The organism is Nocardioides sp. JS614, assembly GCF_000015265.1.
Classification (GTDB): Bacteria; Actinomycetota; Actinomycetes; order Propionibacteriales; family Nocardioidaceae; genus Nocardioides.
Map to the genome: position 1 here is coordinate 3452340 of NC_008699.1, position 20896 is coordinate 3473235.

The window sequence follows — 20896 nt, forward strand, 5'->3', positions numbered from 1 at the left end:
GGGCCGGTCGAGCGGGTGGGGCGGGTCAGCCGCGGAGCGCGACGTCTCCGCAGGACGGCCGCGGCACGGCAAAGACGTCGGCGCCGGCGATGCGGGCGCCGGCGAGCTTCGCCAGCGGCCCGGCCAGCGCGGAGTTGAGCTGGCCGACCGTCACGTTCGCGGCGACGGTCGCGGTGGCCAGCACCGTGTTCACCGCGGCTTGGACCGTCGGATAGGCGGAGAGCTTCGCGCTGGTGGTGACGCCCGCGAGGGTGACCTCGACGTCCGCGTCCGGGTCGGCGGTCGGGGTCGTCAGGCCGGCGAGGACCACCCCGGAGCCGAAGGTCTTGGCAGTGTCGTAGTCGTCCGGCGGGTGCCGGAACTGGACGGTCGTCGCCGGAGTGGTGCTCGGTCCGCTCGAGGTCGTCGTCGGGGTGGTCACGTCGACCGTCACCGTCGCCAGCCCGACGTCCACGGTGGCGGTCACCCGGATGCTGGCGGTGAGCGACACGCTCGAGGCGAGCGCGGAGCTGACCTGGACGTCGATGCCCTCGGCGTTGGTGAGCGCGGTCGCGTCGCCGCAGGTGATGTCGGTGAGAAGGCCCTCGGCGCTGGCCAGGACCAGGCCGGTGGTGATCGTGGTGCGGGCGGCGAACTGGGTGAGCAGGAGGTCGACCGAGATGTCCGCGAGGGTCCCGCTCACGGCCGTCGACGCCTGACCGCTGCGCGCCTCGGCGACGCCCTCGGCGCCGCACGCGAGCGTCGGCTGGTTCCCGACGTCCAACGTGCTGCTCGAGACCGTGCCCAGGCTGGGCAACAGCAGGCCGAGCCCGGGCATGGTCAGCACGTGGCTGCCGTTGGCCGCGAACGCGGCGGCGGTGACGACGTCGAGCACGTTGAGCGACGCACCGAGGGCGGCGGAGTCTCCGGTCGCGATGCTCAGCAGGTCGGCGAACCCGATCGTCGTCGGTCCGATGGCGTCGACGGCGATGGCCTGCAGCGCCGACACGGCGACCGCGTCGCCGCCGTTGTTCTGCAGCGCGGTCGCGCTCGCGCTGAGCACGTTGGCGACCGTCAGCCCGTCCAGCGCCATCAGCTCGTCGAACGACCCGACAGCCAGGGAGTCGACACCGACGAGGTCCATGACGCTCACGCCGGCGCCGGCGAGAGCCTGGTACGACGCCAGGCTGAGGTTGACGGACGTGCCGAGCAGCCCAGTGAGGAGCGTGTTGAGCAGGGTCGCGTCCTCCGTGCTGACCCCGGCCGCGTAGGAGCCGAGGCGGAAGCAGGCCGACGGGCTCGGCTGGGCCACCGCGGTCCGCACGGCGCCACCCGATCCGGTCGCGAACGCGAAGTCGACCGAGCCCTCGGCCTGGACCCACACGGCGTTCGGCACCTCGGTTCCGCTGTAGGCCTTCACGGCGCCGCCGGAGGTCTCCAGCAGGCCGGTCGCGGCGTCGAGGTGGACGAGCTTGTAGGTCACCACGGGCGCGTCCCCGAGGGTGTCCCTGTTGCGGGCCACGCTGCGGCCCAGCTCGGTGGAGATGGTCGGGAAGCCGTTGTAGCCGGCCTCGATCTGGGCCGCGGTGCGGCCGTTGACGAGTCGGGAGAGGTCGAGGGCGACGACGTCGGCGAGGGCCTGCATGTCCCGGCGCACGACGCGCTGCATTCCCAGGTCGACGGCGAACGCGGCCATTGCGATCAGCAGCGTGAGCGTCACCGCGACGAACGGGACAACGGCCCCCCGCTCGTCGCGCTGGCGCCTCATCCGCTGACCTGGGCCACCGCGTCGTACCGCAGGTGGTCGGGCAGCACGGCGCCGAGCCCGGGGACGCTGGGCAGCAGCGGGTGGTCGGCGTACTCGTAGTCCAGCGACGCCGTCACGCACTCCTTGGTGCCGTCGTTGGCGCACGCTGCCGTGAGGACCGAGCAGGAGCCGACGGCGGTGGTCCCCTTCAGCAGGCTGGAGCCCGCTGCGGTGCCCTGGCACGTGACGCCGTAGGAGTCGAGCGCCTCGTTGACGGCGTCGAGCGCGGCCTGCTGCTTGTCCGCGGCGGCCGGCAGCGCCGACACTGCCGCCGCCCGCGCTCCCTCGGCGGCGCCCTGGCTCAGCGCCTGGCGGAAGCTGAGCATGTAGCCGTAGCTGATGATGCCGAAGACCAGCAGCAGCAGGATCGGGGCGACCAGCGCGAACTCGACCGCGGCGGCGCCACGCTCACGCCCGCCGGCGCGCACACGGCGTCGCCGTGCCTCCCCACCGGCCATCGCTCACCTCGGTGTCAGACGGCGGTCCCCACGGCCGCCGAACCACAGGCTATGTGGCGTAGACCACGTCGGCGGCCGATTCGGCGGAACTGGTCTGGTCCGGCCGGAGCGCGGTCAGGCCTTCGGCGGGTCGATCTCGGAGGGGCTGAGCTCCTCGACGTTGACGTCCTTGAACGTGAGCACCTTGACGTTCTTGGCGAAGCGGGCCGGGCGGTACATGTCCCAGACCCACGCGTCGCTCATCGAGACCTCGAAGAACACGTCGCCGGCCTCGGTGCGGGCCTTCACGTCGACCTGGTTGCAGAGGTAGAAGCGGCGGTCGGTCTCGACGACGTACTTGAAGATGCCGACCACGTCGCGGTACTCGCGGTAGAGGGTCAGCTCCATCTCGGTCTCGTACTTCTCGAGATCCTCGGCGCTCATCTCGTTCCCTCCGTGACCTCGACCAGCTCGACCGCTTCCTCACCATTCTGCACGGGATCCAGCGGCTCGAGCCCCGCGGCCCGCCGGACGTTGACGAAGCGCATCCGGTGGATCGGCGAGGGTCCGTGCGCGGTGAGCGCGGCGCTGTGCACCTCGGTGATGTAGCCCTTGTGGGTCTTGAAGTCGTACGCCGGCCAGGACGCGTCGAGCTCGGTCATGATCCGGTCCCGGGTGACCTTCGCGAGGACCGAGGCCGCGGAGATGCACGCGGCCACCCGGTCGCCCTTCCACACCGCGAGGCCGGGGACACCGAGGCCGTCGACCGGGAACCCGTCGGTCAGGACGTACGCCGGCGGCAGGTCGAGCAGCGCCACCGCCCGCCGCAGGGCCTCGACGTTGGCCACGTGCATGCCGAGCCGGTCGCACTCCTCGTGCGAGACCACGACGACCGACCAGGAGACCGCCCGGCGCACGATCTGCTCGTAGCAACGCTCCCGCGCCCGCTCGGTGAGCAGCTTGGAGTCCGCGAGGCCGGGGACGATGCCGGCCTTGCCGGGAGGCAGGATGGCGGCGCCGGCGACCAGCGGCCCGGCGCAGGCGCCACGGCCGGCCTCGTCGACGCCGGCGATCGGCTCGATCCCGTGCCGGCGCAGGGCCCGCTCGTAGCCGTACAGGCCGGCGTCCTTGCGGATCGTGGATCCGCGGGGCAGCTCGCTCATGGCGCTGGCTCGGTCACGGCGCTAGGACGGGTCGGGCACGCCCGCGAAGGTGTCGGGACGATGCAGGAACTTGAAGTGATCACTGGGCCAGAGCAGCACGAACACCTTGCCGACCACGTCACCGACGTCGACGTACGGGTTCTTGGTGCAGTCGGTCTCGCTCGGCTTGCACATGTGGAAGGAGGAGTCGGCGGAGTTGTTGCGGTTGTCGCCCATCACGAAGATGTGGCCCGCCGGGATGGGCCCGATCTCCCAGTCCTTGTCGCAGCCGTCGACCATCGGGCCGTAGCACTCCGCCCCGTCGAGCCGCGCGTAGTCCTTCTCGTCGAGCGGCTGGCCGTTGACCTCGATCCGGCCCCGGACGTCGCAGCAGGAGACGGTGTCGCCCGCGACCCCGATGACCCGCTTCACCAGGTGGCCGCCGGAGGGGTAGAGGCCCACCTTGGACAGCAGCTTCGCGACCCCGTTGGTCGGCCCGGCCGACTCCTCGGCGGTCAGCCAGCCGCCCGGGTCCTTGAACACGACGACGTCCCCGCGCTCGGGGCCGCCGCCGAACCAGTAGGACACCTTCTGTACCAGGATCCGGTCGTTCTTGACCAGACCGGGCTCCATCGACTGCGACGGGATGTAGAAGGCCTGGACGAACAGCGCCTTGATGACGATCGCCAGCACGACGGCGATGCCGAGGAGCAGGATCGTCTCCTGCCAGACCGGCAGGTGCTTCTTCTTGGCGGGCTTCGAGGCGGGTGCCGGGGAGTGCGAAGACCGCGCTCCGGTCTCGTCGGGTTCGGCGACGGACGTGGAGTCGCGGTCTTCGGAAGTCACGCGGGAAGCGTAGTCAGGCTGCCTGAGAAATCTCGCTCAGGCCTCGCGGCGCTCCTTGATCTTCGCCTTCTTGCCGCGCAGGTTGCGCAGGTAGTAGAGCTTCGCGCGGCGGACGTCACCGCGGGTCACGACCTCGATCTGCTCGAAGATCGGGGAGTGCAGCGGGAAGGTCCGCTCGACACCGACGCCGAAGGAGACCTTGCGGACGGTGAAGCTGCGACCCACACCGGAGCCCTGGAGGCGGATGACGACGCCCTGGAAGATCTGGACGCGAGACCGGTTGCCCTCGACGACCTTCACGTGCACCTTGACGGTGTCGCCCGAACGGAAGTCGGGGAGGTCGGTGCGCTTGGTGGCGTTGCCGAGCTCGGCGATGACGTTGCTCATGTCTCTCCTCGCGAGTGCCACAGGTCAGCCGCGGTATCGGAACCGTTCACTTGTGGGCCCAGTCCGTGCTGGCCGGCGGCGCCATGTTCCCCCTGTGGCAGGAACCGGTGCGGAGCCCCGGCGGACATGTCCTCCGGGCGATCCTTGTTTGGCCGACTGGGCCGAGGAGCCAGTCTGCCACAGCTCCGTCAGCGCCGGGAAATCCGCTTGGTCATCCGGACCACCCCCGGCTCGACCTCGCCGCGCAGACGGTAGCCCGCCTTCTTGTACATCCGCTGGTTGCGGGCGCTGCCCGCGCCCGTGAACAGCGCGTACGTCGTGGCCTCGGGCGGCGCCAAGGCCTCGATGCGGGTCAACAGCGTGCGGCCGAGCCCGCGACCGGCGAGGTCCGGCGCGACCATCAGCCGGCCGACCTCCCAGGTCTGCTCGTCCAGGGACGCCCGCACCGCCCCGACCAGCCGACCCCCGGCCCGCGCCACCAGCACCGTGTCCCGGTCCAGCCAGGCCGCCAGGTCCTCCAGGGACTCGTGCAGCGCCGGGATCCGCACACCCGGGTTGGCGTGCAGCTCCTGCACCCAGCAGGCCAGCTGGAGCACGTACAGCTCCCCCGCGTCGGCCGGCTCGGCCGCGCGCACCTCGACACCGTCCAGCACCACCGAGGGGTGGAGGAGGTCGGGCCGGCGCTCGGCGGTCCGGCGTACGGCCTGGTCGTGGCGCCAGGCCGCGATGGCGGCGTGGTCGCCCGACAGCAGCACGGGAGGTACGGCGCGTCCGCGCCAGGACCCGGGCTTGGTGTAGACGGGGTACTCCAGCAGGCCGCCCTCGTGGGACTCCTCGAGGAGCGACTCGGCGTTGCCCATGAACCCGGGCACCAGCCGCACGACCGCCTCGGTGATCGCGAGCGCGGCGACCTCGCCTCCGTTGAGCACGTAGTCGCCCAGTGAGATCTCGCGCAGCTCGGCGCGCTCGGCGACCTCCTCCAGGACCCGCTGGTCGATCCCCTCGTAGCGACCGCAGGCGAAGACCAGCCGCTCCCGCGTGGCGAGCTCGCGCGCGACCTCCTGGGTGAACGGCTGCCCCGACGGGGTGGTGACCACGACGGTCGCGCCGTCTCCGTCGAGCACGCCGAGCGCGTCGAGGGCCTCGCCCCACGGCTCGGGCTTCATCACCATGCCGGCGCCGCCGCCGTACGGGGTGTCGTCGACCGTGCGGTGCCGGTCGTGGGTCCAGGCGCGCAGGTCGTGGACCCGGACGTCGATCAGGCCCTTCTCGCGCGCCTTCCCGGCCAGCGAGAGCTCCAGGGGCGCGAGGTACTCGGGGAAGATCGAGACGATGTCGATGCGCACTAGTGCTCGTCGTCCTCGGGCAGCGGCGTGACCAGGCCGGGACGGTCCGCGATGACCACGCGACGGCCGGCGAGGTCGACCTCGGGGACCAGTGCCTTGACGAACGGCACGAGCGCGTCGCGGCCATCGGGGGTGCGCACGGTGAGCAGGTCCTGGGCGCCGCCGTGGACCAGTCCGGTGACCGAGCCGAGCGCGGCGCCGGAGACGTCGTACGCCGCGAGGCCGACCAGCTGGTGGTCGTAGTACTCGTCGGGGTCGTCCGGGGCGGCGTCCGCGGGGACGGTCGCGTGCAGGAGGATGCCGCGCGCCGCCTCCGCGGCGGTGCGGTCGGCGACCTCCTCGAAGGCGACCAGCAGCGTCGACTGGTGCCAGCGGGCGGACCGCACGGTGACCCTGCGCAGCCGGGAGGCGGACCCCGCCGGCGGCTCGGCGCGCAGGACCGCGCCGGGCGCGAACCGCCGTTCGGGCTCGTCCGTGCGCACGTCGAGGGTGAGCTCCCCCCGGATGCCGTGCGGCTTGCCGATCCGTCCCACCAGGACCTCGATGGTCTCCACGCGGTCAGGGTAGGGGGTAGGCCCCCTCCAGCCCGACCAGGCGTCGGAACCCGGGCAGCCCCTCGACCTCGAGGGGGGCGCCACGGACCAGGTCGTCGGGTGAGAGCACCAGCTGCTGGTTGACCGCGAGCTCACCGGGTCGCCGCTCCAGGCGCCGGCGGCCGTTGTCGCGGTAGCCGAGCTTGCGCGAGACCGCCAGCGAGGCCGGGTTGTCGAGGAAGGCCCCCGAGGTCACCTCGGTCGCCCCCAGGTGGTCGAAGGCGAACGTGCAGACCGCCTGGCGCATCAGCGTGCCGATCCCCCGGCCCTGGTGCGCGCGGCCCAGCCAGGACCCGGTCTCGCCGCTGCGGGTGACGAGGAAGTCGCGGGTGCGGAAGCCCTGGCAGCCGACCAGGACGCCGTCGTACCGCACCCCGAGCTCGAGCGCCCAGGACGCGACGGAGTAGTCGGCCCGGTTGCGCCAGTGGTAGCTCGCCGTGCTCCGCGCGAGCACACCGGGCGGGGCGTCGGTCCACGGCACGTAGAAGGGCATCTGCTCGGGTGGGTGGACACCGCGCTGCGCCAGCTCACACAGCCCGAGCAGGTCCTCGTCGGTGATCCCGCGCAGCTCGAGCGGACCGGCGGTGATGTGCAGCCCGAGCACCGGGTGCAGGTCGGCGAGCGTGAGAGTCATGGCTCGAGCCAACCGACCCCGCTCGCCGGACGCAACCGCGGGACGAGACCCGGCCCCGGAGACGCGGAACGGGCGCCGCCCCCGTGGGGACGGCGCCCGTACGTGCTCGCGTGGCTCGTACCGCTATCGACGACGGTCCACGTCGACGAAGTCGATGCGGGCCCCGCCGCGGCCGGCGAGCGCGGAGATCACCGTGCGGAACGCCGTGGCCGTGCGGCCGCTGCGGCCGATGACCTTCCCGAGGTCATCGGGGTGCACCCGGACCTCGAGGATGGAGCCGCGACGCAGCTGCTTGTCCCGGACGCTCACGTCGTCGGGGTGGTCGACGACGCCGCGCACCAGGTGCTCGAGCGCCTCGGCGAGCATGGCGCTCAGGACTCCGCCTTGCCCGTGTCGCCGGTGCCCTCGGCGGCCTCGGCCGCCTCGGCCGCGACCTCGGGGGTCTCATCGGCGGGCACCGGAGCGGGAGCCTCAGCCTCAGCCGGAGCCTCGGCAGGAGCAGCCTCGGCCTCCTCGGGCTTGGCCTCCGCCTTCTTCTTCGGCGCGGCCTTCTTGGTCACGGCGTCGCCCTTGGGCTCGCTCGCGGCCTCCTTGAGGGCCTCGTTGAAGATCTCCAGCTTGTCGCGCTTGGGCTCGGCGACCTTGAGGGTGCCCTCCTGGCCGGAGGTGCCCTTGAACTTCTGCAGGTCGCCGGTGATCTTGAGGATCTTCGCGACCGCCTCGGTCGGCTGGGCGCCGACTCCGAGCCAGTACTGCGCCCGGTCGGAGACGACGTCGATGTACGACGGGTGCTCCTTGGGGTGGTACTTGCCGATCTCCTCGATCACCCGGCCGTCGCGCTTCTGGCGGGCGTCGACGACGACGATGCGGTACTGCGGCACCCGGACCTTGCCCAGGCGCTTCAAACGGATCTTGACGGCCACGTCTGTGGTGTCTCCTCGGAAGTTGTGTGTGGGTGAAGGGCACCGGGACCAGGTGGGGAAAGCACCGGCCGGGACCTTCGATGGGCTCTGCGGCGACCGGATGAGAGGGGCCGGGCGCGCAGGACTCAGCCGCCAAGTCTGCCAGACGGCGTCCGCGGGGCGAAAATCGGGCAGAGTCGTCCCATGAGCTGGCCCACGCCATCCTACGGACCGCCGCCGCCCGCCAAGCCACGGCCCAGCGCCTGGTGGTTCGGACTCGGGATCGCCCTGCTGGTGGCCGCGGTCGGCGCGGGGATCGGCCTGTTCGTGTGGACCCTGTCCGCGTTCGTGCACACCGACGTCGAGGTGCCTCGCGACGGTGCGCCGCACGCGGTCGAGCTGGCCTCCGACGGGGAGCAGATGCTGTGGAACTTCGACGGCGACTCCGTGCCGGCGTGCACGGTGGCAGACCGAGAGACCGGCGAGTCGGTCCCGTTGCGAGCGCCGGGCGGGGAGTTCCGCCGCGGCGCGGGTCCGGTCGGCGACTGGGTCGGCGCCTGGCGATTCGACCCGGCGTCCGAGCACGTCGAGGTCACCTGCAGCCGGACCGGTTCGGGCCCGGGATCCCTGGTCGAGATCGGTCCCGCGCCGCGCATCGGCAGCTTCGTGCTCGGGCTGCTGGCCACGATCTTCGTGCCCCTGCTGCTCGGTCTCGCCGGGGTCGCCGTGCTGCTCGTCACCGGCATCCTGTGGTCGCTCCGCCCGGCGCGGGGCCGCTGACAACCAACCTCCGGCAGGTCGCGTCCCACCGGTGTGACCCCCTCCCAGCGCCACCCGTGGCTGAAGCCGGCGGCCGTGCTCGCCCACCGGGGCCGGTCTCCTACTCGGTCGAGGCGCGAGCCGAGCGCTTCGAGCAGGGCGAGGACGGGCTGGTGCGCCGCAGCAACGAGATCTGGCGGACCGTCCACGGCCGGCACACCGGGGCAGTCCTCGGCGAGGAGCTGATCCGGCGCAACCGCGCCGTGGTGAAGTACGCCTCTCCGGGCCGCTTGCCTGGCCGATCGGCTGACGGGGCCGCCCTTCGGGGGCGATACTCCATGCCGTGTCGGAAGTCTCGGTCACCCAGCCAGTAGCCCTCGTCATCGACGATGATCAAGACACCGTCGACCTGCTGGAGGTGCTGCTGAGCCAGGCCGGCTTCGGAGTCGTCACCGCGACCAACGGGCCCGACGGTATCGCGCTCGCCCTCGAGCACCGCCCCGCGCTGGCGACCATCGACGTCACGATGCCCGAGATGGACGGCCTGGAGGTGACCCGGCGGGTTCGGGAGGCGACGCCCACCTACATCGTCATCATCAGCAGCCGGTCCCAGGAGCACGACGTGCTGGCGGGCTTCGACGCCGGCGCCGACGACTACATCCCCAAGCCGATCCGCCCGCGCGAGCTGCAGGCCCGTCTGGCCGCGGTCGCCCGCCGGCCCATCGCCTCGGTGACGGGCGGGCCCACCGCCACGGCGTGGGCACCGGCCGCCGAGGACGCCGCTCGGTCGGAGTACCTGCGGCTGGTCGTCTCCGGAGAGGCGGTCGGCTTCGACCACGAGGACGAGGCCGAGGGCCAGGACGGCCGCGACGGGATGCTCGAGCTGGGCATGCGCTTCGTCGGCAGCTGGATCGAGTTCCACGGCCTGCGGATCAACCCGGCTCGTGACCTGCTCGTCATCGACGACCTGATCGTCGACGCGCTGCCGGAGCAGATCAAGCTGATCGAGACGATGCTGTACGCCGGCACGCTGACCTTGACCGCCCGCCAGCTCGCACTCCGCTACCGCGGCGAGAGCGAGGAGGCACCCACCAGGGGCCCCGAGCAGGACCGGAAGTGGTTCGACGCGGAGATCCCCAAGCTGCTCATCCAGATCGGCGACGACGCCGTGTGGCCGCGCTGGTTCCGCGTGAACCAGGGCACGTTGCAGCTCGTGGACCGGCGGGTCTGAGGGACGGCTCAGGCGACGACCCGCCCGCGCAGCACCACCCGCGCCGGGCTCAGCAGCACGGAGAGATCCACGAGCGGGTCGGCGTCGTAGACGACGAAGTCCGCGGGTGCGCCCTCGTCGAGGCCGGCGTTCCAGCCCAGCCACTCCCGGGCGCGCCACGAGGCGGCGCCGAGCGCGTACTCGGCCGGCAGCCCGAGGGCGGTCATCGCGATCACCTCGCCGGCCAGGTTGCCGTGCCTGCTGACCCCGCCGTTGTCCGACCCGGCGTAGAGCGCGACGCCCGCGTCGTACGCCGCCATCAGCGTGGCCCGGCGGCGCAGGAACAGGTCGGTCATCGTGCGGGCGTAGTCGGGGAACTTCCCCCGCGCCGACCAGGCGTACTCCGGGAACTTCTCGGTCTGCATCACCGTCGGCACGAGCGCCACCCCGCGCTCGACCATCAGCGCGAGGTGGGACTCGTCGAGGCCGGTGCCGTGCTCGACGCAGTCGATCCCGGCCTCGAGCAGGCCTCTGAGCACGTCACGGCCGAAGCAGTGCGCGGTCACCCTGGCACCGTGGTCGTGAGCCACCGCGATGGCCTCGGCGAACGTCTCGCGCGGGAAGGACGGCATCAGGTCGCCGTCGTCGCGCGAGATCCAGTCGCCGACCAGCTTGACCCACCCGTCCCCGCGCCGCGCCTGCTCGGCGACGTGCGCCGACAGCTCGCCGGGCTCGACCTCGTGTGCATAGTTGCGCAGGTATCGCCGGGTGCGCGCGAGGTGCCGGCCGGCGCGGATGAGCCGCGGCAGGTCGTCGCGCTCCTGGACCCACCGGGTGTCGACGGGCGAGCCGCAGTCGCGGATCAGCAGCGTGCCACCGTCGCGATCCTCCAGGGCCTGCTGCTCGGTCTCGTCGTCGCTGATCGGCCCGTCCTCCCCCAACCCGAGGTGGCAGTGGGCGTCCACCAGGCCGGGCACGATCCAGCCGTCGGCGGCGTGCTCCGAGCCGGCCGTCGGCTGGTAGGTCACCCGGCCGTCGCGGACGTAGAAGGTCCGGGGCTCTCCGTCCGGTAGCACGGGTCCCGAGAACCGCAGCGCGGGTGTCGACGCAGCCATGCCCCGGACGCTACCGGTCAAGTGGGGTGCGTCCGGGGCAGGGCCCCCGCTGGTCCGTGGTCAGCGGGTGCGCAGGCCGTAGCCGAAGCGGTAGAGCGGGTCGTAGCCGGGGTCGCCGACGTTGATCGGCTCCTGGTCGACCGTACGCGGCCAGCTCACGGGCAGCCTGCCGGTGAAGGGACGGTTCCCGAACAGCACGTCGGCCACCCCCGCACCCTCGCTGCCGGGCAGCCAGGAGGCGACGAGCGCGTCGATGTCGCGCAGCAGGGCGGGCGGGATCTCCAGGGGCCGGCCGGAGACGACCACGACGGTGCAGGACGCGGCGCGGTCGCAGACCTGCTGCACGGCGCGGGTGTCGGCGTCCGAGAGCCGCATGGTCTGCGCGGGGCGCGGGACCCCGTGGTCGCCCGGGTCGTAGGCCCACTGGGGCCCACCGACGTCGCCGAAGCCCTCGGCGTACGGCGTCTCCCCGACCACGACGATCCCCGCCGCCCGGCGGGGCACCCGGGCACTGGCGTCCTCGCTGAACACCACGTCGCCACGAGCCGCCTGCTCGATCCCGTCGAAGATCGTGGTGCCGGGCACCACGTTGGTCGAGCCGCCTTGCCAGGTCAGCGTCCAGCCGCCGGCCTGGTTGCCGATGTTGTCGGCGTTGCTGCCGGCGACGTACACGTCCCGCATGCCGCGCAGCGGCAGCGTGTGCCGCCGGTTGCGCAGCAGGACCTGGCTCTCGGCCGCGGCGCGGCGGGCGAGGCGGTGGTGGGCCGCGCTGCCGATGTCGGCCAGGTGGGTGCGGTCGGTGAAGGGGTGCTCGAAGAGCCCGAGCTCGAACTTCGCGGTCAGGATCCGGGAGACGGCGTCGTCGATCCGTGTCATCGACACCTCCCCCGCGTCGACGAGCTCGGTGAGCGTGGGGATGAACTCGTCCCAGCCGCTCGGGTTGTTCGGCGCCTGGATCGGCTCCATGAACATGTCGATGCCGGCGTTCACGGACGCCTTCACCTGGTCGGCGTAGGTGCCGGGCAGCTGCCGGATGCCGCGCCAGTCGGAGATCACGAACCCGTCGAAGCCCTGCTCCTGCTTGAGCCAGCCGGTGATCAGCTCGGCGTTGCCGTGCATCTTGACGGCGTCGTCGGTGCTCCCGCCGTTGAAGTCGGTGCTGGAGAAGGACGGCATCACCGAGCCGACGTGGTGCTCGGCGACGGCTGGGACGTACGGCGCGAGCGCGAGCCGGTCGAACTCCTCGCGGGTCACCCGGTCGACCCCCTGGTCGATCGGGTACGCGCCGGTGCCGGCCGCGGCGGCGTCGTAGCTGGTCAGGCCGTCGCCGGCGAAGTGCTTCGCGGTCGCGAGCACTCGGTCCGGCTCGTCGAGCCGGCCCGGCGCGCCCTGGAATCCGTCGATCGCGGTCTCCATGGACTCCACCAGCGCCGGGGTCTCACCGAAGCTCTCGTACGTGCGACCCCAGCGGTCGTCGCGGGCCACGCAGACGCACGGCGCGAACACCCACTGCGGTCCGCTCGCGCGGGTCTCCTCGGCGGTCACGTGGGCGATCCGCTCCACCAGCCCGGGGTCGCGGGTCGCACCGAGACCGATGTTGTGGGGGAAGACCGTCGCGCCGAGCAGGTTGCCGTGACCGTGGACCGAGTCCACGCCGTACAGCAGCGGGATGCCCAGCGGCGTCGCCAGCGCCGCCTGCTGGTAGCGGTCGACCATGTCCGCCCACGCCTCCGGTGTGTTCGGGTCGGGGACAGACCCGCCGCCGGAGAGCACGCTGCCGAGCCGGGCCTCGGTGATCAGTGCCGGGTCGGCGTCCACGTCGGCACGCTCGGCCTGGGTCATCTGGCCGATCTTCTCCGCCAGCGACATCCGGCCGAGCAGGTCGGCGACCCGCTCGGCGACCGGCAGGCTCGGGTCCTGGTACGGCGCCGCCTCGTCGCCGTCGGCCGGCACCTGGACCTGCAGCAGGGCCGCGGTGACCGCGCCGGCGGCCAGGACGGCCAGGAGCGCGGGCCGTCGCCGGCGGCGGGGCGAGTGGCGCAGGCGGCGTGGCCGCCGTACCGGAGGTGAGGTGGGGTCGCTGGACGTGCTGAACATGGGAGGTCTCCTTGCCCGATCAAGAAGTGCTGCGCGAGACCCAACGTAGGAAGGCCAATACTCCGAGTCAATGCGGAAAGATCCGCTGTCCCGGCCTTGTTTGTTCTTCTTCCGGACGAATGCGGCCTAGGCTCGGACGACATGGCGACCTCCAGCTCCCTCGAGCGCCTCCGGGACACCAACCGGCGCTCGATCACCTCGCTGCTCGCGGCCGAGGGGCCGATGAGCCGCGCCGATCTGGTGCGCGGCACCGGGCTGTCGCGGACCACGGTCTCCAGCCTGGTGGGCGACCTGATCACGAGCGGGCACATCGTCGAGACCGCGGACCGCGGCCGCCCGCACAAGGGCGGCAGCGGCCGGCCGCCGCTCCTGGTCGCGCTCAGCACGCCCGGCGGCGGCGTGGCCGGCGTGGACATCGGCCACCGGCACGTCCGGGTCGCCGTCGCCGACCGGGTGGGCACGGTGCTGGCCGAGGAGACCGCCGACCTGGACGTCGACGAGGACGGGGCGGCCGCGCTGGACCGGGCCGCCCGGATGGTCCGGCACGAGCTGCGCGGCGCCGGGCTGGAGCTCGGCGACCTGCATGCGGTCGGCATGTGCGTGCCTGCTCCCCTCGACCGGCGCTCGGCGAGCATCCGCACCGGCATCCTGCCCGGCTGGCGCGAGCTCTCCCCCGCCGAGGAGCTGCACCGGCGCCTGGGGGTTGCGGTGTTCGCCGACAACGACGCGAACCTCGGCGCCCTGGCCGAGCTCGGGCAGGGCGCGGCGCGCGGCGCCGGGGACCTCGTCTACGTCAAGGTCGCCAGCGGCCTCGGCGCCGGCATCGTGCTGGGCGGCCGGCTGCACCGGGGCGCCAGCGGCATCGCCGGGGAGCTGGGGCACGTCCAGGTCGACGAGGACGGGCAGGTCTGCCGCTGTGGGAACCGCGGCTGCCTCGAGACCCTGGTGTCCGCGCCGCGCCTGCTGGCGCTGCTGCAGCCGGCGTACGACGAGCCGCTCTCGGGCGAGCGGATCCTCGCACTGGACGAGGCCGGCGATGCCGGGGTGCGCCGGGTGCTCAGCGACGCGGGTCGTGCCATCGGGCGCGCGCTCGCCGACCTGTGCAACAACCTGAACCCGGAGGTCGTGGTCGTGGGCGGCTCACTCGGACGCTCGACGTCGTTGGCGGACGGCATCCGCGCCGCCGTCGACCGCTACGCCCAGCCCGAGACCGCCGCGGCGGTCCGCGTGGTCCCGGGTGCCCTGGGCGACCGCGCCGAGCTCGTCGGTGCGGTGTCGTTGGCGATCGCCCGGGTCAGCGTCTGACCGGGCGCCCAGCGTGCTGGCTAGATCTGGTCGAGAAGCCAGGACGGGCCGAGCGCGACCGCGCCGACCCCCTGGACCCTGGCCTGGAGCATCCGGTCGGCCGTGACGACCGCCACCCGGTCGCCGCGCTCGGCGGCGGCGCGGGCCTGCTCGAGGATCGTGTCGTCGCCGTGCCCCTTGGCGTGCACGGTCCGGACGTGGCCGTCGCGGCCGGCGCGGACACCGGCCTTGGCGGCACCCTCGAGGACCAGCACCACCTCGTCGTACGACGGGTCCGCGACCAGCAGCCGCTCGTGCAGCCGGCGGGCCGCTCCGGCCCGGTCCTTCCACCAGCCGTCCGGTCTGCTACCCACCACATTCGCGGCGCCGACCACGAGGACCGAGGTCACCGGAGCCACCTGCGGGCACCGCGAGCCAAGCTCGCCCGCCGAACCGCGAGCGCAGCGAGCCTGGTTGGGCGGAACGAAGGAGCGGGGAGCGAAGCGACCACGACGCAGTTCCTAGTCGCGCGTCGAACCGCGAGCGCAGCGAGCCTGGTTCGGCGGAACGAAAGGGCGGGGAGCGAAGCGACCACGACGCAGTTCCTAGTCGCGTAGCGACTATTTGAGGAACTTGGAGAAGTCCTTGGGCAGGTTGAGGGCGGCCGCCGCCTTCTCATAGTCCAGCTCCTCCCCGTCGGGGGTCCCGAACGGGTTGGCGGGCGCGCCCTGGGCCTTCTCCTTCGCGGCCGCGGCCTGCTGGGCTGCCTTGGCAGGGTTGCCGGAGACCCGCTTGCCCCCCTTGCCCTTCTTCGGGGCCTGCTTGGCCTTGGCTCGCTTGCCCATCCCCGGCATCCCGGCCATCCCGGGCATCCCCGGCATCCCGCCGCCCTTGGCCAGCGACATCATCATCTTGCGGGCCTCGAAGAACCGGTCCACGAGCTGGTTGACGTCGGAGACCTGGCGTCCCGAGCCTCGCGCGATGCGGGCCCGGCGGGAGCCGTCGATGATCTTCGGGTTCGCCCGCTCGGCCGGAGTCATCGACTGGATGATCGCCTGGATCCGGTCGATCTCGCGCTCATCGAAGTTCTCCAGCTGCTCGCGGAACTGCCCCATCCCGGGAAGCATCCCCATGATCTTCGACATCGAGCCGAGCTTGCGGACCTGCTGCATCTGCTCGAGGAAGTCGTCGAGGGTGAACTCGCCGCCCTGCCCGGTGAGCTTGGCCGCGGCCTTCGCGGCCTGCTCCTGGTCGAAGGCCTTCTCGGCCTGCTCGATCAGGGTCATCACGTCACCCATGTCGAGGATCCGCGAGGCCATCCGGTCGGGGTGGAAGAGGTCGAAGTCGGTGAGCTTCTCGCCGGCCGACGCGAACATCACCGGCTTGCCGGTGATCGAGGCGATCGACAGCGCGGCGCCACCGCGGGCGTCACCGTCGAGCTTGGTGAGCACCACGCCGTCGTACCCGACGCCGTCGAGGAACGCCTGCGCCGTCACGACGGCGTCCTGGCCGATCATCGCGTCGACGACGAAGAGCACCTCGTCGGGCTGGACCGCGTCGCGGATGTCCGCGGCCTGTTGCATCATCTCGGCGTCGACGCCGAGGCGGCCGGCGGTGTCGACGATGACCACGTCGTGGAGGGTGCGCTTGGCCTCCTCGATCGAGGCCCGGGCCACGCCGACCGGGTCCCCGACGCCGTTCCCGGGCTCGGGCGCGAAGACGGGTACGCCGGCGCGTTCGCCGTTGACCTGGAGCTGGTTGACCGCGTTCGGGCGCTGGAGGTCGGCGGCGACCAGCAGCGGGCTCTTGCCCTGCTCCTTGAGCCAGAGCGCGAGCTTGGCCGCCAGCGTCGTCTTGCCGGCGCCCTGGAGGCCGGCGAGCATGATGACCGTCGGGCCGGTCTTGGCGTAGCGCAGCCGCCGAGCCTCCCCGCCGAGGATCGCCACGAGCTCCTCGTTGACGATCTTGACGACCTGCTGGGCCGGGTTCAGCGCCTGGCTGACCTCCTCGCCGCGAGCGCGCTCCTTGACGGCGCCGACGAACTCCTTGACCACCGGCAGCGCGACGTCGGCCTCGAGCAGGGCGATCCGGATCTCGCGCGCGGTGGCGTCGATGTCGGCCTCGGAGAGCCGACCCTTCCCCCGGAGGTTCTTGAAGGTGTCGGCGAGCCGGTCGGAGAGTGTGGCGAACAAGGGTGCGTCCTACGGGCTTGGCGGCTGATCTGGCGGGTTCAGCCTAGACGGCGGCCCCGCAGGCGGGCGCATCGTCCCCGGGCCGGGCCGCCTCAGGAGTCCCACAGGTTTCACCTGGCGGCCGAAACCCGCACGCCTCACCCCGACCCGCTGAGTGCGGCGCGGACGGCGTGGGCGGCCTCGGCGGCCCGCTGGTCGGTGAGGACGCCGGCGGCCGACTCCTGGAGGTAGAACACGTCCACGGCCTGGGGCCCCAGGGTGTCCACGTGCGCGGAGCGCACCGCCACGTCGAGCCCGGCCAGCGCCGCGCAGACCCGGTGGATCACCCCGAGCTGGTCGGCGGCGCGCACCTCCAGCACCGTGGCCTGCTCGGATGCCTCCGGCCGCACCGCGACCGACGGCTCGAGCGACCCGGCCGCGCCGACGCCGCGGAGCCGGCGGGCGACGTCGACCTTGCCCTCGGCCACCGCCGCCAACCGCTCCCGCAGGACCGCCGCGTCGAGGTCGGGCACCCCGACCTCCCAGACCGAGACGGCGTACCGGTCCTGCGACCACGCCCGCGCCGCGCGCACCGGGATCCGCTGGAGGGCGAGCGCGGCGGCCACGTCGGCCAGGAGGCCGACCCGGTCGGGTGCGATCACCGTGACCCGGGAGCCGTCGGTCGCCGGCACGACCACGACCGAGGTCGAGCCGCGGCGTACGGCGCGCGGCACCTCGACCTCCTCGACGGCGACCGCCGGCGGCGGTTGGTGCGGGTCGAGGACCGCCCGGGTCCGGCGGGCCAGGTCGTGGACCAGCCCGGCGCGCCACGACGACCACGCCTTGGGTGCGGTCGCCCGGGCATCGGCCTCGGTGAGGGCGACCAGCAGGTCCAGCGCCTCCCCGCCGCCGAGGCGGGACGCGACCCGTTCGGCGGTGGCCGGGTCGTCGGGATCACGCGTGGTCGCGGTCTCCGCCAGCAGCAGGTGCCAGCGCACCAGCCGGGTCACGAGGTCGACGGCGTCGGGCGCGAAGCCCATCCGCTCGGCGATGTCGCGGGCGATCGGCTCCCCCGCGACGCTGTGCTCGGTCAGGCCGCCCTTGCCGATGTCGTGGAGCAGCGCGGCCACCATCAGCACGTCGGGCCGCGCCACCGAGCGGATCAGCGCGGACGCCGCCACGCAGGTCTCGACCACGTGCCGGTCCACCGTGAACCGGTGGATCGCGGAGGCGTGCGGCAACAGCCGGATCCGCTCCCACTCCGGCAGGAACCGCTCGAGCGCGCCGGTCTCCTCCAGCGTCTCCCACACCCCCCGCAGGCCGCGCCCGGAGGCGAGCATCCGCACCAGGAGCTGGCGAGCCTCGTCCGGCCACGGCGCCGGCATCGGCGCGCACTCGCGGACCAGGCGCGCGGCCGTGGCGGGCGCCAGGACCACGTCGTTCTCGGCGGCGGCCGCCGCCGCGCGCAGCAGCAGCACCGGGTCCTCGGCGGGTCGCGCCCGGTTGTCGAGCACCACCTCGCCCGACGAGAGCGCGACCCCGGGCGCCAGCCGGGTGAGCTCGGGCCTCCGGGCGCCCCGGTAGGACGCGGGGCGGGCCAGCACCGCCTCCACACGTCGCCACGTCAGGTGCGAGAGGTGGGCGGTCCGGCGGCCGAGCTCGCGCACGTGGACCTGCGCGGCGCGGGCGTCGGGCAGGTCGAGCCGGTGCGCGACGTCGCTCCACAGCTCCGGCGCGATCCGGTCGGTGCCCCGCCCGGCGGTCTCGTGCACCACGTCCCGGACGTCGAGGAGCGCGAGGCGGGTGCGCTCGAGCTCGCCGTGCGGGACATCGACCAGCCAGGTGGCGACCAGCGCCTTGAGCACGGTGGCGTCGCGCAGCCCGCCCTCGGCCTCCTTGAGGTCCGGCACCGAGAGGTGGGCGAGCTCGCCCGCGAGCTCATGGCGCGCTCGCACCAGCTCGCGCAGCTCCGGGAGCCGCTCCCGGGCATGGCGGCGCCAGTGCGCGAGCATCGTGGTGCGCAGCCGCAGCGTCAGCCCCGGGTCGCCGGCCAGGTGGCGGACGTCGAGCAGCCCGAGGACCACCTTCAGGTCTGCCTCCGCGGCCGTGAGCATCTCCGGCAGCGTCCGCACCGCGTGGTCCAGCTTGGCGCCAGAGTCCCAGACCGGATACCAGACCTGCTCGGCGACCGAGCGCACGTCCACGCCCTCGTCGGAGACGAGCACGACGTCGAGGTCGGAGTACGGCGCGAGCTCGGAGCGGCCGTAGCCGCCGACCGCCACCAGGGCGGCACCGGCCTCGGGGCCGCCGTACGCCCCGTAGGCCCGCGCGCAGAGGACGTCGGCCTCGGCCGCACGCAGGGCTCTGTCGTCGGCAGTCAGGGCGCCACCTCCTGGGGGCGATCATGCCCCGGCCGGGCAGCGGCCCGGCTCCTCCGTGGGGAGCCGGGCCGCGGCGCGGTCACAGGGCGGCGTCGTCCCGGTCGCCGGTGCGGACCCGGACGACGGTGTCGATCGGGCTGACCCAGACCTTGCCGTCGCCGATCCGCCCGGTCTGCGCGGTCTTGACGATGATCCCGACGACGTCGTCGGCGTCGTCGTCGGCGACCACGATCTCGATCCGGACCTTGGGCACCAGCGCGATGTCGTACTCCGCGCCTCGGTAGACCTCGGTGTGGCCCTTCTGCCGGCCGTAGCCGCTGACCTCGCTGACGGTCATGCCGGTCACGCCGAAGGCCTCGAGCGCCTCACGGACGTCCTCCCACTTGTGCGGCTTGATCACCGCGGTCACGAGCCTCATGCGTTCACCCCTTCGGTGACAGTGTTCTTGACCAGGACGGAGGCGGGCGCGTTCGCGCTGCCGCCGAGACCACTGTGCAGGTCGTACGCCGTCTCACCGTGCTGGTCGAAGTCGACCCCCTCGACCTCGGCCTCGTCCGGGATCCGCCAGCCGATCGTGAGCTTGATGGCGTACGCGATGATCGTCGTCGCGACCGCCGACCAGACGATCGCGATGAGGGCGGCCATCGCCTGGTCGCCGAGAGAGCCGAAGCCGCCGCCGTAGAACAGGCCGTCGATGCCGCCCGGGGCGTCCGAGGACGAGACCAGGCCGATCAGCACCGTCCCGATGACGCCACCGACCAGGTGGACGCCCACCACGTCCAGCGAGTCGTCCAGGCCGACCTTGTACTTCAGGCCCACCGCCCAGGCGCAGGCGGCGCCGGCGACCGCGCCGATCAGGATCGCGCCGGGCAGCTCCACCGCGCCGCACGACGGCGTGATGGCGACCAGGCCGGCGACGATGCCCGACGCGGCACCGAGCGAGGTGGCCTTGCCGTGCAGGAGCCGCTCGACGAGGAGCCAGCCGAGCATCGCGGCGCAGGTCGCGATCGTGGTGTTGAGGAACGTCACCCCGGTCTCGGAGTAGAACTGCGCGATGTTCTCCTCGTCGGTCGACCCGGTGAAGACGATCGAGCCGACGTTGAACCCGTACCAGCCGAACCACAGCAGGCCCGCCCCGATCATCGTCAGGGTCAGGTTGTGCGGGCGCATCGGCTCCTTGCCGAACCCGATCCGCTTGCCGATCACCAGCGCGAGCACGAGCCCGGCGACGCCGGCGTTGATGTGGACGACCGTGCCGCCGGCGTAGTCCTGGGCCCCGAAGTGCTCGGAGATGAAGCCGCCGCCCCAGACCATGTGCCCGATCGGGAAGTAGCTGAGCGTGACCCACAGGGGCAGGAACACGACCCAGGAGGAGAGCTTGACGCGGTCCGCGATGGCGCCGGAGATGAGCGCCGCGGTGATCGCGGCGAACGTCATCTGGAACATCACCGCGAGATAGCCGTCGGGCGTCACGTCGTTGAGGCCGAAGAGGTCGAACGGGTTGGCGAACAGGCCACCCACGTCGTTCGGGCCGAAGGTCATCGACCAGCCCCACAGCACGTAGACGATGGCGACCACGGCCATCGCGACGTACGACATCATCATCATGTTCAGCACGGACTTCGAGCGGCTCATGCCGCCGTAGAACAGAGCCAGTGCGGGAACGGTCATCATCAGGACGAGGGCTGTCGCCACGAGCATGAAGGCGTAGTAGCCGTCCACGGAACCTCCAGGGATCACGTCTCGGGAGGGCGGCTCCGGCGGCGACGACGATGTCGACCGGGCCCCGCCCCATTGGTGAGAACC

Annotated in this window: 21 protein-coding genes; 3 read left to right on the top strand and 18 right to left on the bottom strand. The window is 72.6% G+C overall.

All coding sequences use genetic code 11. The annotated features are described in order from the left end of the window. Nucleotides 1-25: 25 nt before the first annotated feature. The 11 genes from NOCA_RS17930 to rpsP form a co-directional block, all read right to left on the bottom strand. Nucleotides 26-1747, bottom strand: coding sequence for a pilus assembly protein TadG-related protein (locus tag NOCA_RS17930; protein WP_011756686.1), 1722 nt, complete (start codon nucleotides 1745-1747; stop codon nucleotides 26-28). Beyond that, nucleotides 1744-2244 carry a TadE family protein gene (locus tag NOCA_RS17935; protein WP_011756687.1) on the bottom strand — a complete coding sequence of 167 codons (501 nt, stop codon included), beginning with the start codon at nucleotides 2242-2244 and terminating at the stop codon, nucleotides 1744-1746. The genes NOCA_RS17930 and NOCA_RS17935 overlap by 4 nt, the downstream gene beginning before the upstream one ends. A 114-nt stretch (nucleotides 2245-2358) precedes the next feature. Next, nucleotides 2359-2667, bottom strand: a complete 309-nt coding sequence (locus tag NOCA_RS17940; protein WP_011756688.1) for a DUF2469 domain-containing protein — start codon at nucleotides 2665-2667, stop codon at nucleotides 2359-2361. After that, nucleotides 2664-3386 (bottom strand): ribonuclease HII, encoded by a 723-nt coding sequence (locus tag NOCA_RS17945; RefSeq protein ID WP_011756689.1) that lies wholly within the window; start codon nucleotides 3384-3386, stop codon nucleotides 2664-2666. The genes NOCA_RS17940 and NOCA_RS17945 overlap by 4 nt, the downstream gene beginning before the upstream one ends. 21 nt (nucleotides 3387-3407) lie before the next feature. Further along, nucleotides 3408-4211 (bottom strand): signal peptidase I, encoded by an 804-nt coding sequence (lepB, locus tag NOCA_RS17950; protein WP_011756690.1) that lies wholly within the window; start codon nucleotides 4209-4211, stop codon nucleotides 3408-3410. 36 nt (nucleotides 4212-4247) lie between these two features. Continuing rightward, nucleotides 4248-4598: a 50S ribosomal protein L19 gene (gene rplS, locus NOCA_RS17955; RefSeq protein WP_011756691.1), complete on the bottom strand. Its 351-nt coding sequence runs from the start codon at nucleotides 4596-4598 to the stop codon at nucleotides 4248-4250. A 188-nt stretch (nucleotides 4599-4786) separates the two neighbouring features. Beyond that, nucleotides 4787-5944, bottom strand: a complete 1158-nt coding sequence (trmD, locus tag NOCA_RS17960; protein WP_011756692.1) for a tRNA (guanosine(37)-N1)-methyltransferase TrmD — start codon at nucleotides 5942-5944, stop codon at nucleotides 4787-4789. After that, a complete protein-coding gene (gene rimM / locus NOCA_RS17965) occupies nucleotides 5944-6498 on the bottom strand; it encodes a ribosome maturation factor RimM (RefSeq protein WP_011756693.1) in 555 nt (184 codons plus the stop codon). The genes trmD and rimM overlap by 1 nt, the downstream gene beginning before the upstream one ends. Nucleotides 6499-6502: 4 nt before the next feature. Next, complete coding sequence (locus NOCA_RS17970) at nucleotides 6503-7171, bottom strand: GNAT family N-acetyltransferase (protein ID WP_041546652.1); 669 nt, start codon at nucleotides 7169-7171, stop codon at nucleotides 6503-6505. 123 nt (nucleotides 7172-7294) lie between these two features. Beyond that, nucleotides 7295-7537 carry an RNA-binding protein gene (locus tag NOCA_RS17975; RefSeq protein WP_011756695.1) on the bottom strand — a complete coding sequence of 81 codons (243 nt, stop codon included), beginning with the start codon at nucleotides 7535-7537 and terminating at the stop codon, nucleotides 7295-7297. A gap of 5 nt (nucleotides 7538-7542) precedes the next feature. Then, a complete protein-coding gene (rpsP, locus tag NOCA_RS17980) occupies nucleotides 7543-8094 on the bottom strand; it encodes a 30S ribosomal protein S16 (protein WP_041546653.1) in 552 nt (183 codons plus the stop codon). Nucleotides 8095-8277: 183 nt separating this feature from the next. Here rpsP and NOCA_RS17985 point away from each other — a divergent pair, with 183 nt between their 5' ends. Further along, the gene (locus NOCA_RS17985) at nucleotides 8278-8853 is read left to right on the top strand and encodes a hypothetical protein (RefSeq protein ID WP_041546654.1); all 576 of its coding nucleotides are present in this window, start codon (nucleotides 8278-8280) and stop codon (nucleotides 8851-8853) included. Between the two features lie 322 nt (nucleotides 8854-9175). Continuing rightward, complete coding sequence (locus tag NOCA_RS25990; protein ID WP_011756697.1) at nucleotides 9176-10063, top strand: response regulator transcription factor; 888 nt, start codon at nucleotides 9176-9178, stop codon at nucleotides 10061-10063. Nucleotides 10064-10071: 8 nt separating this feature from the next. Here the strand turns inward: NOCA_RS25990 and NOCA_RS17995 are convergent, their stop codons facing one another. Next, nucleotides 10072-11157: an amidohydrolase family protein gene (locus NOCA_RS17995; protein ID WP_011756698.1), complete on the bottom strand. Its 1086-nt coding sequence runs from the start codon at nucleotides 11155-11157 to the stop codon at nucleotides 10072-10074. A gap of 60 nt (nucleotides 11158-11217) precedes the next feature. Next, nucleotides 11218-13254 carry a glycoside hydrolase family 3 protein gene (locus tag NOCA_RS18000; RefSeq protein WP_011756699.1) on the bottom strand — a complete coding sequence of 679 codons (2037 nt, stop codon included), beginning with the start codon at nucleotides 13252-13254 and terminating at the stop codon, nucleotides 11218-11220. Nucleotides 13255-13395: 141 nt separating this feature from the next. Here NOCA_RS18000 and NOCA_RS18005 point away from each other — a divergent pair, with 141 nt between their 5' ends. Further along, complete coding sequence (locus NOCA_RS18005) at nucleotides 13396-14559, top strand: ROK family transcriptional regulator (protein ID WP_011756700.1); 1164 nt, start codon at nucleotides 13396-13398, stop codon at nucleotides 14557-14559. A gap of 20 nt (nucleotides 14560-14579) precedes the next feature. On the opposite strand, the gene NOCA_RS18010 is transcribed toward NOCA_RS18005, so the two are convergent. The 5 genes from NOCA_RS18010 to NOCA_RS18030 form a co-directional block, all read right to left on the bottom strand. Then, nucleotides 14580-14948 carry a hypothetical protein gene (locus tag NOCA_RS18010; RefSeq protein WP_011756701.1) on the bottom strand — a complete coding sequence of 123 codons (369 nt, stop codon included), beginning with the start codon at nucleotides 14946-14948 and terminating at the stop codon, nucleotides 14580-14582. 210 nt (nucleotides 14949-15158) lie between these two features. Then, nucleotides 15159-16730: a signal recognition particle protein gene (gene ffh, locus NOCA_RS18015; protein ID WP_011756702.1), complete on the bottom strand. Its 1572-nt coding sequence runs from the start codon at nucleotides 16728-16730 to the stop codon at nucleotides 15159-15161. Nucleotides 16731-16867: 137 nt separating this feature from the next. Next, nucleotides 16868-19090, bottom strand: a complete 2223-nt coding sequence (locus tag NOCA_RS18020) for a [protein-PII] uridylyltransferase (protein ID WP_083768192.1) — start codon at nucleotides 19088-19090, stop codon at nucleotides 16868-16870. A 79-nt stretch (nucleotides 19091-19169) separates the two neighbouring features. Further along, nucleotides 19170-19508 (bottom strand): P-II family nitrogen regulator, encoded by a 339-nt coding sequence (locus tag NOCA_RS18025; protein WP_011756704.1) that lies wholly within the window; start codon nucleotides 19506-19508, stop codon nucleotides 19170-19172. Continuing rightward, nucleotides 19505-20812: an ammonium transporter gene (locus NOCA_RS18030; protein WP_083768193.1), complete on the bottom strand. Its 1308-nt coding sequence runs from the start codon at nucleotides 20810-20812 to the stop codon at nucleotides 19505-19507. The genes NOCA_RS18025 and NOCA_RS18030 overlap by 4 nt, the downstream gene beginning before the upstream one ends. Nucleotides 20813-20896 lie beyond the last annotated feature (84 nt).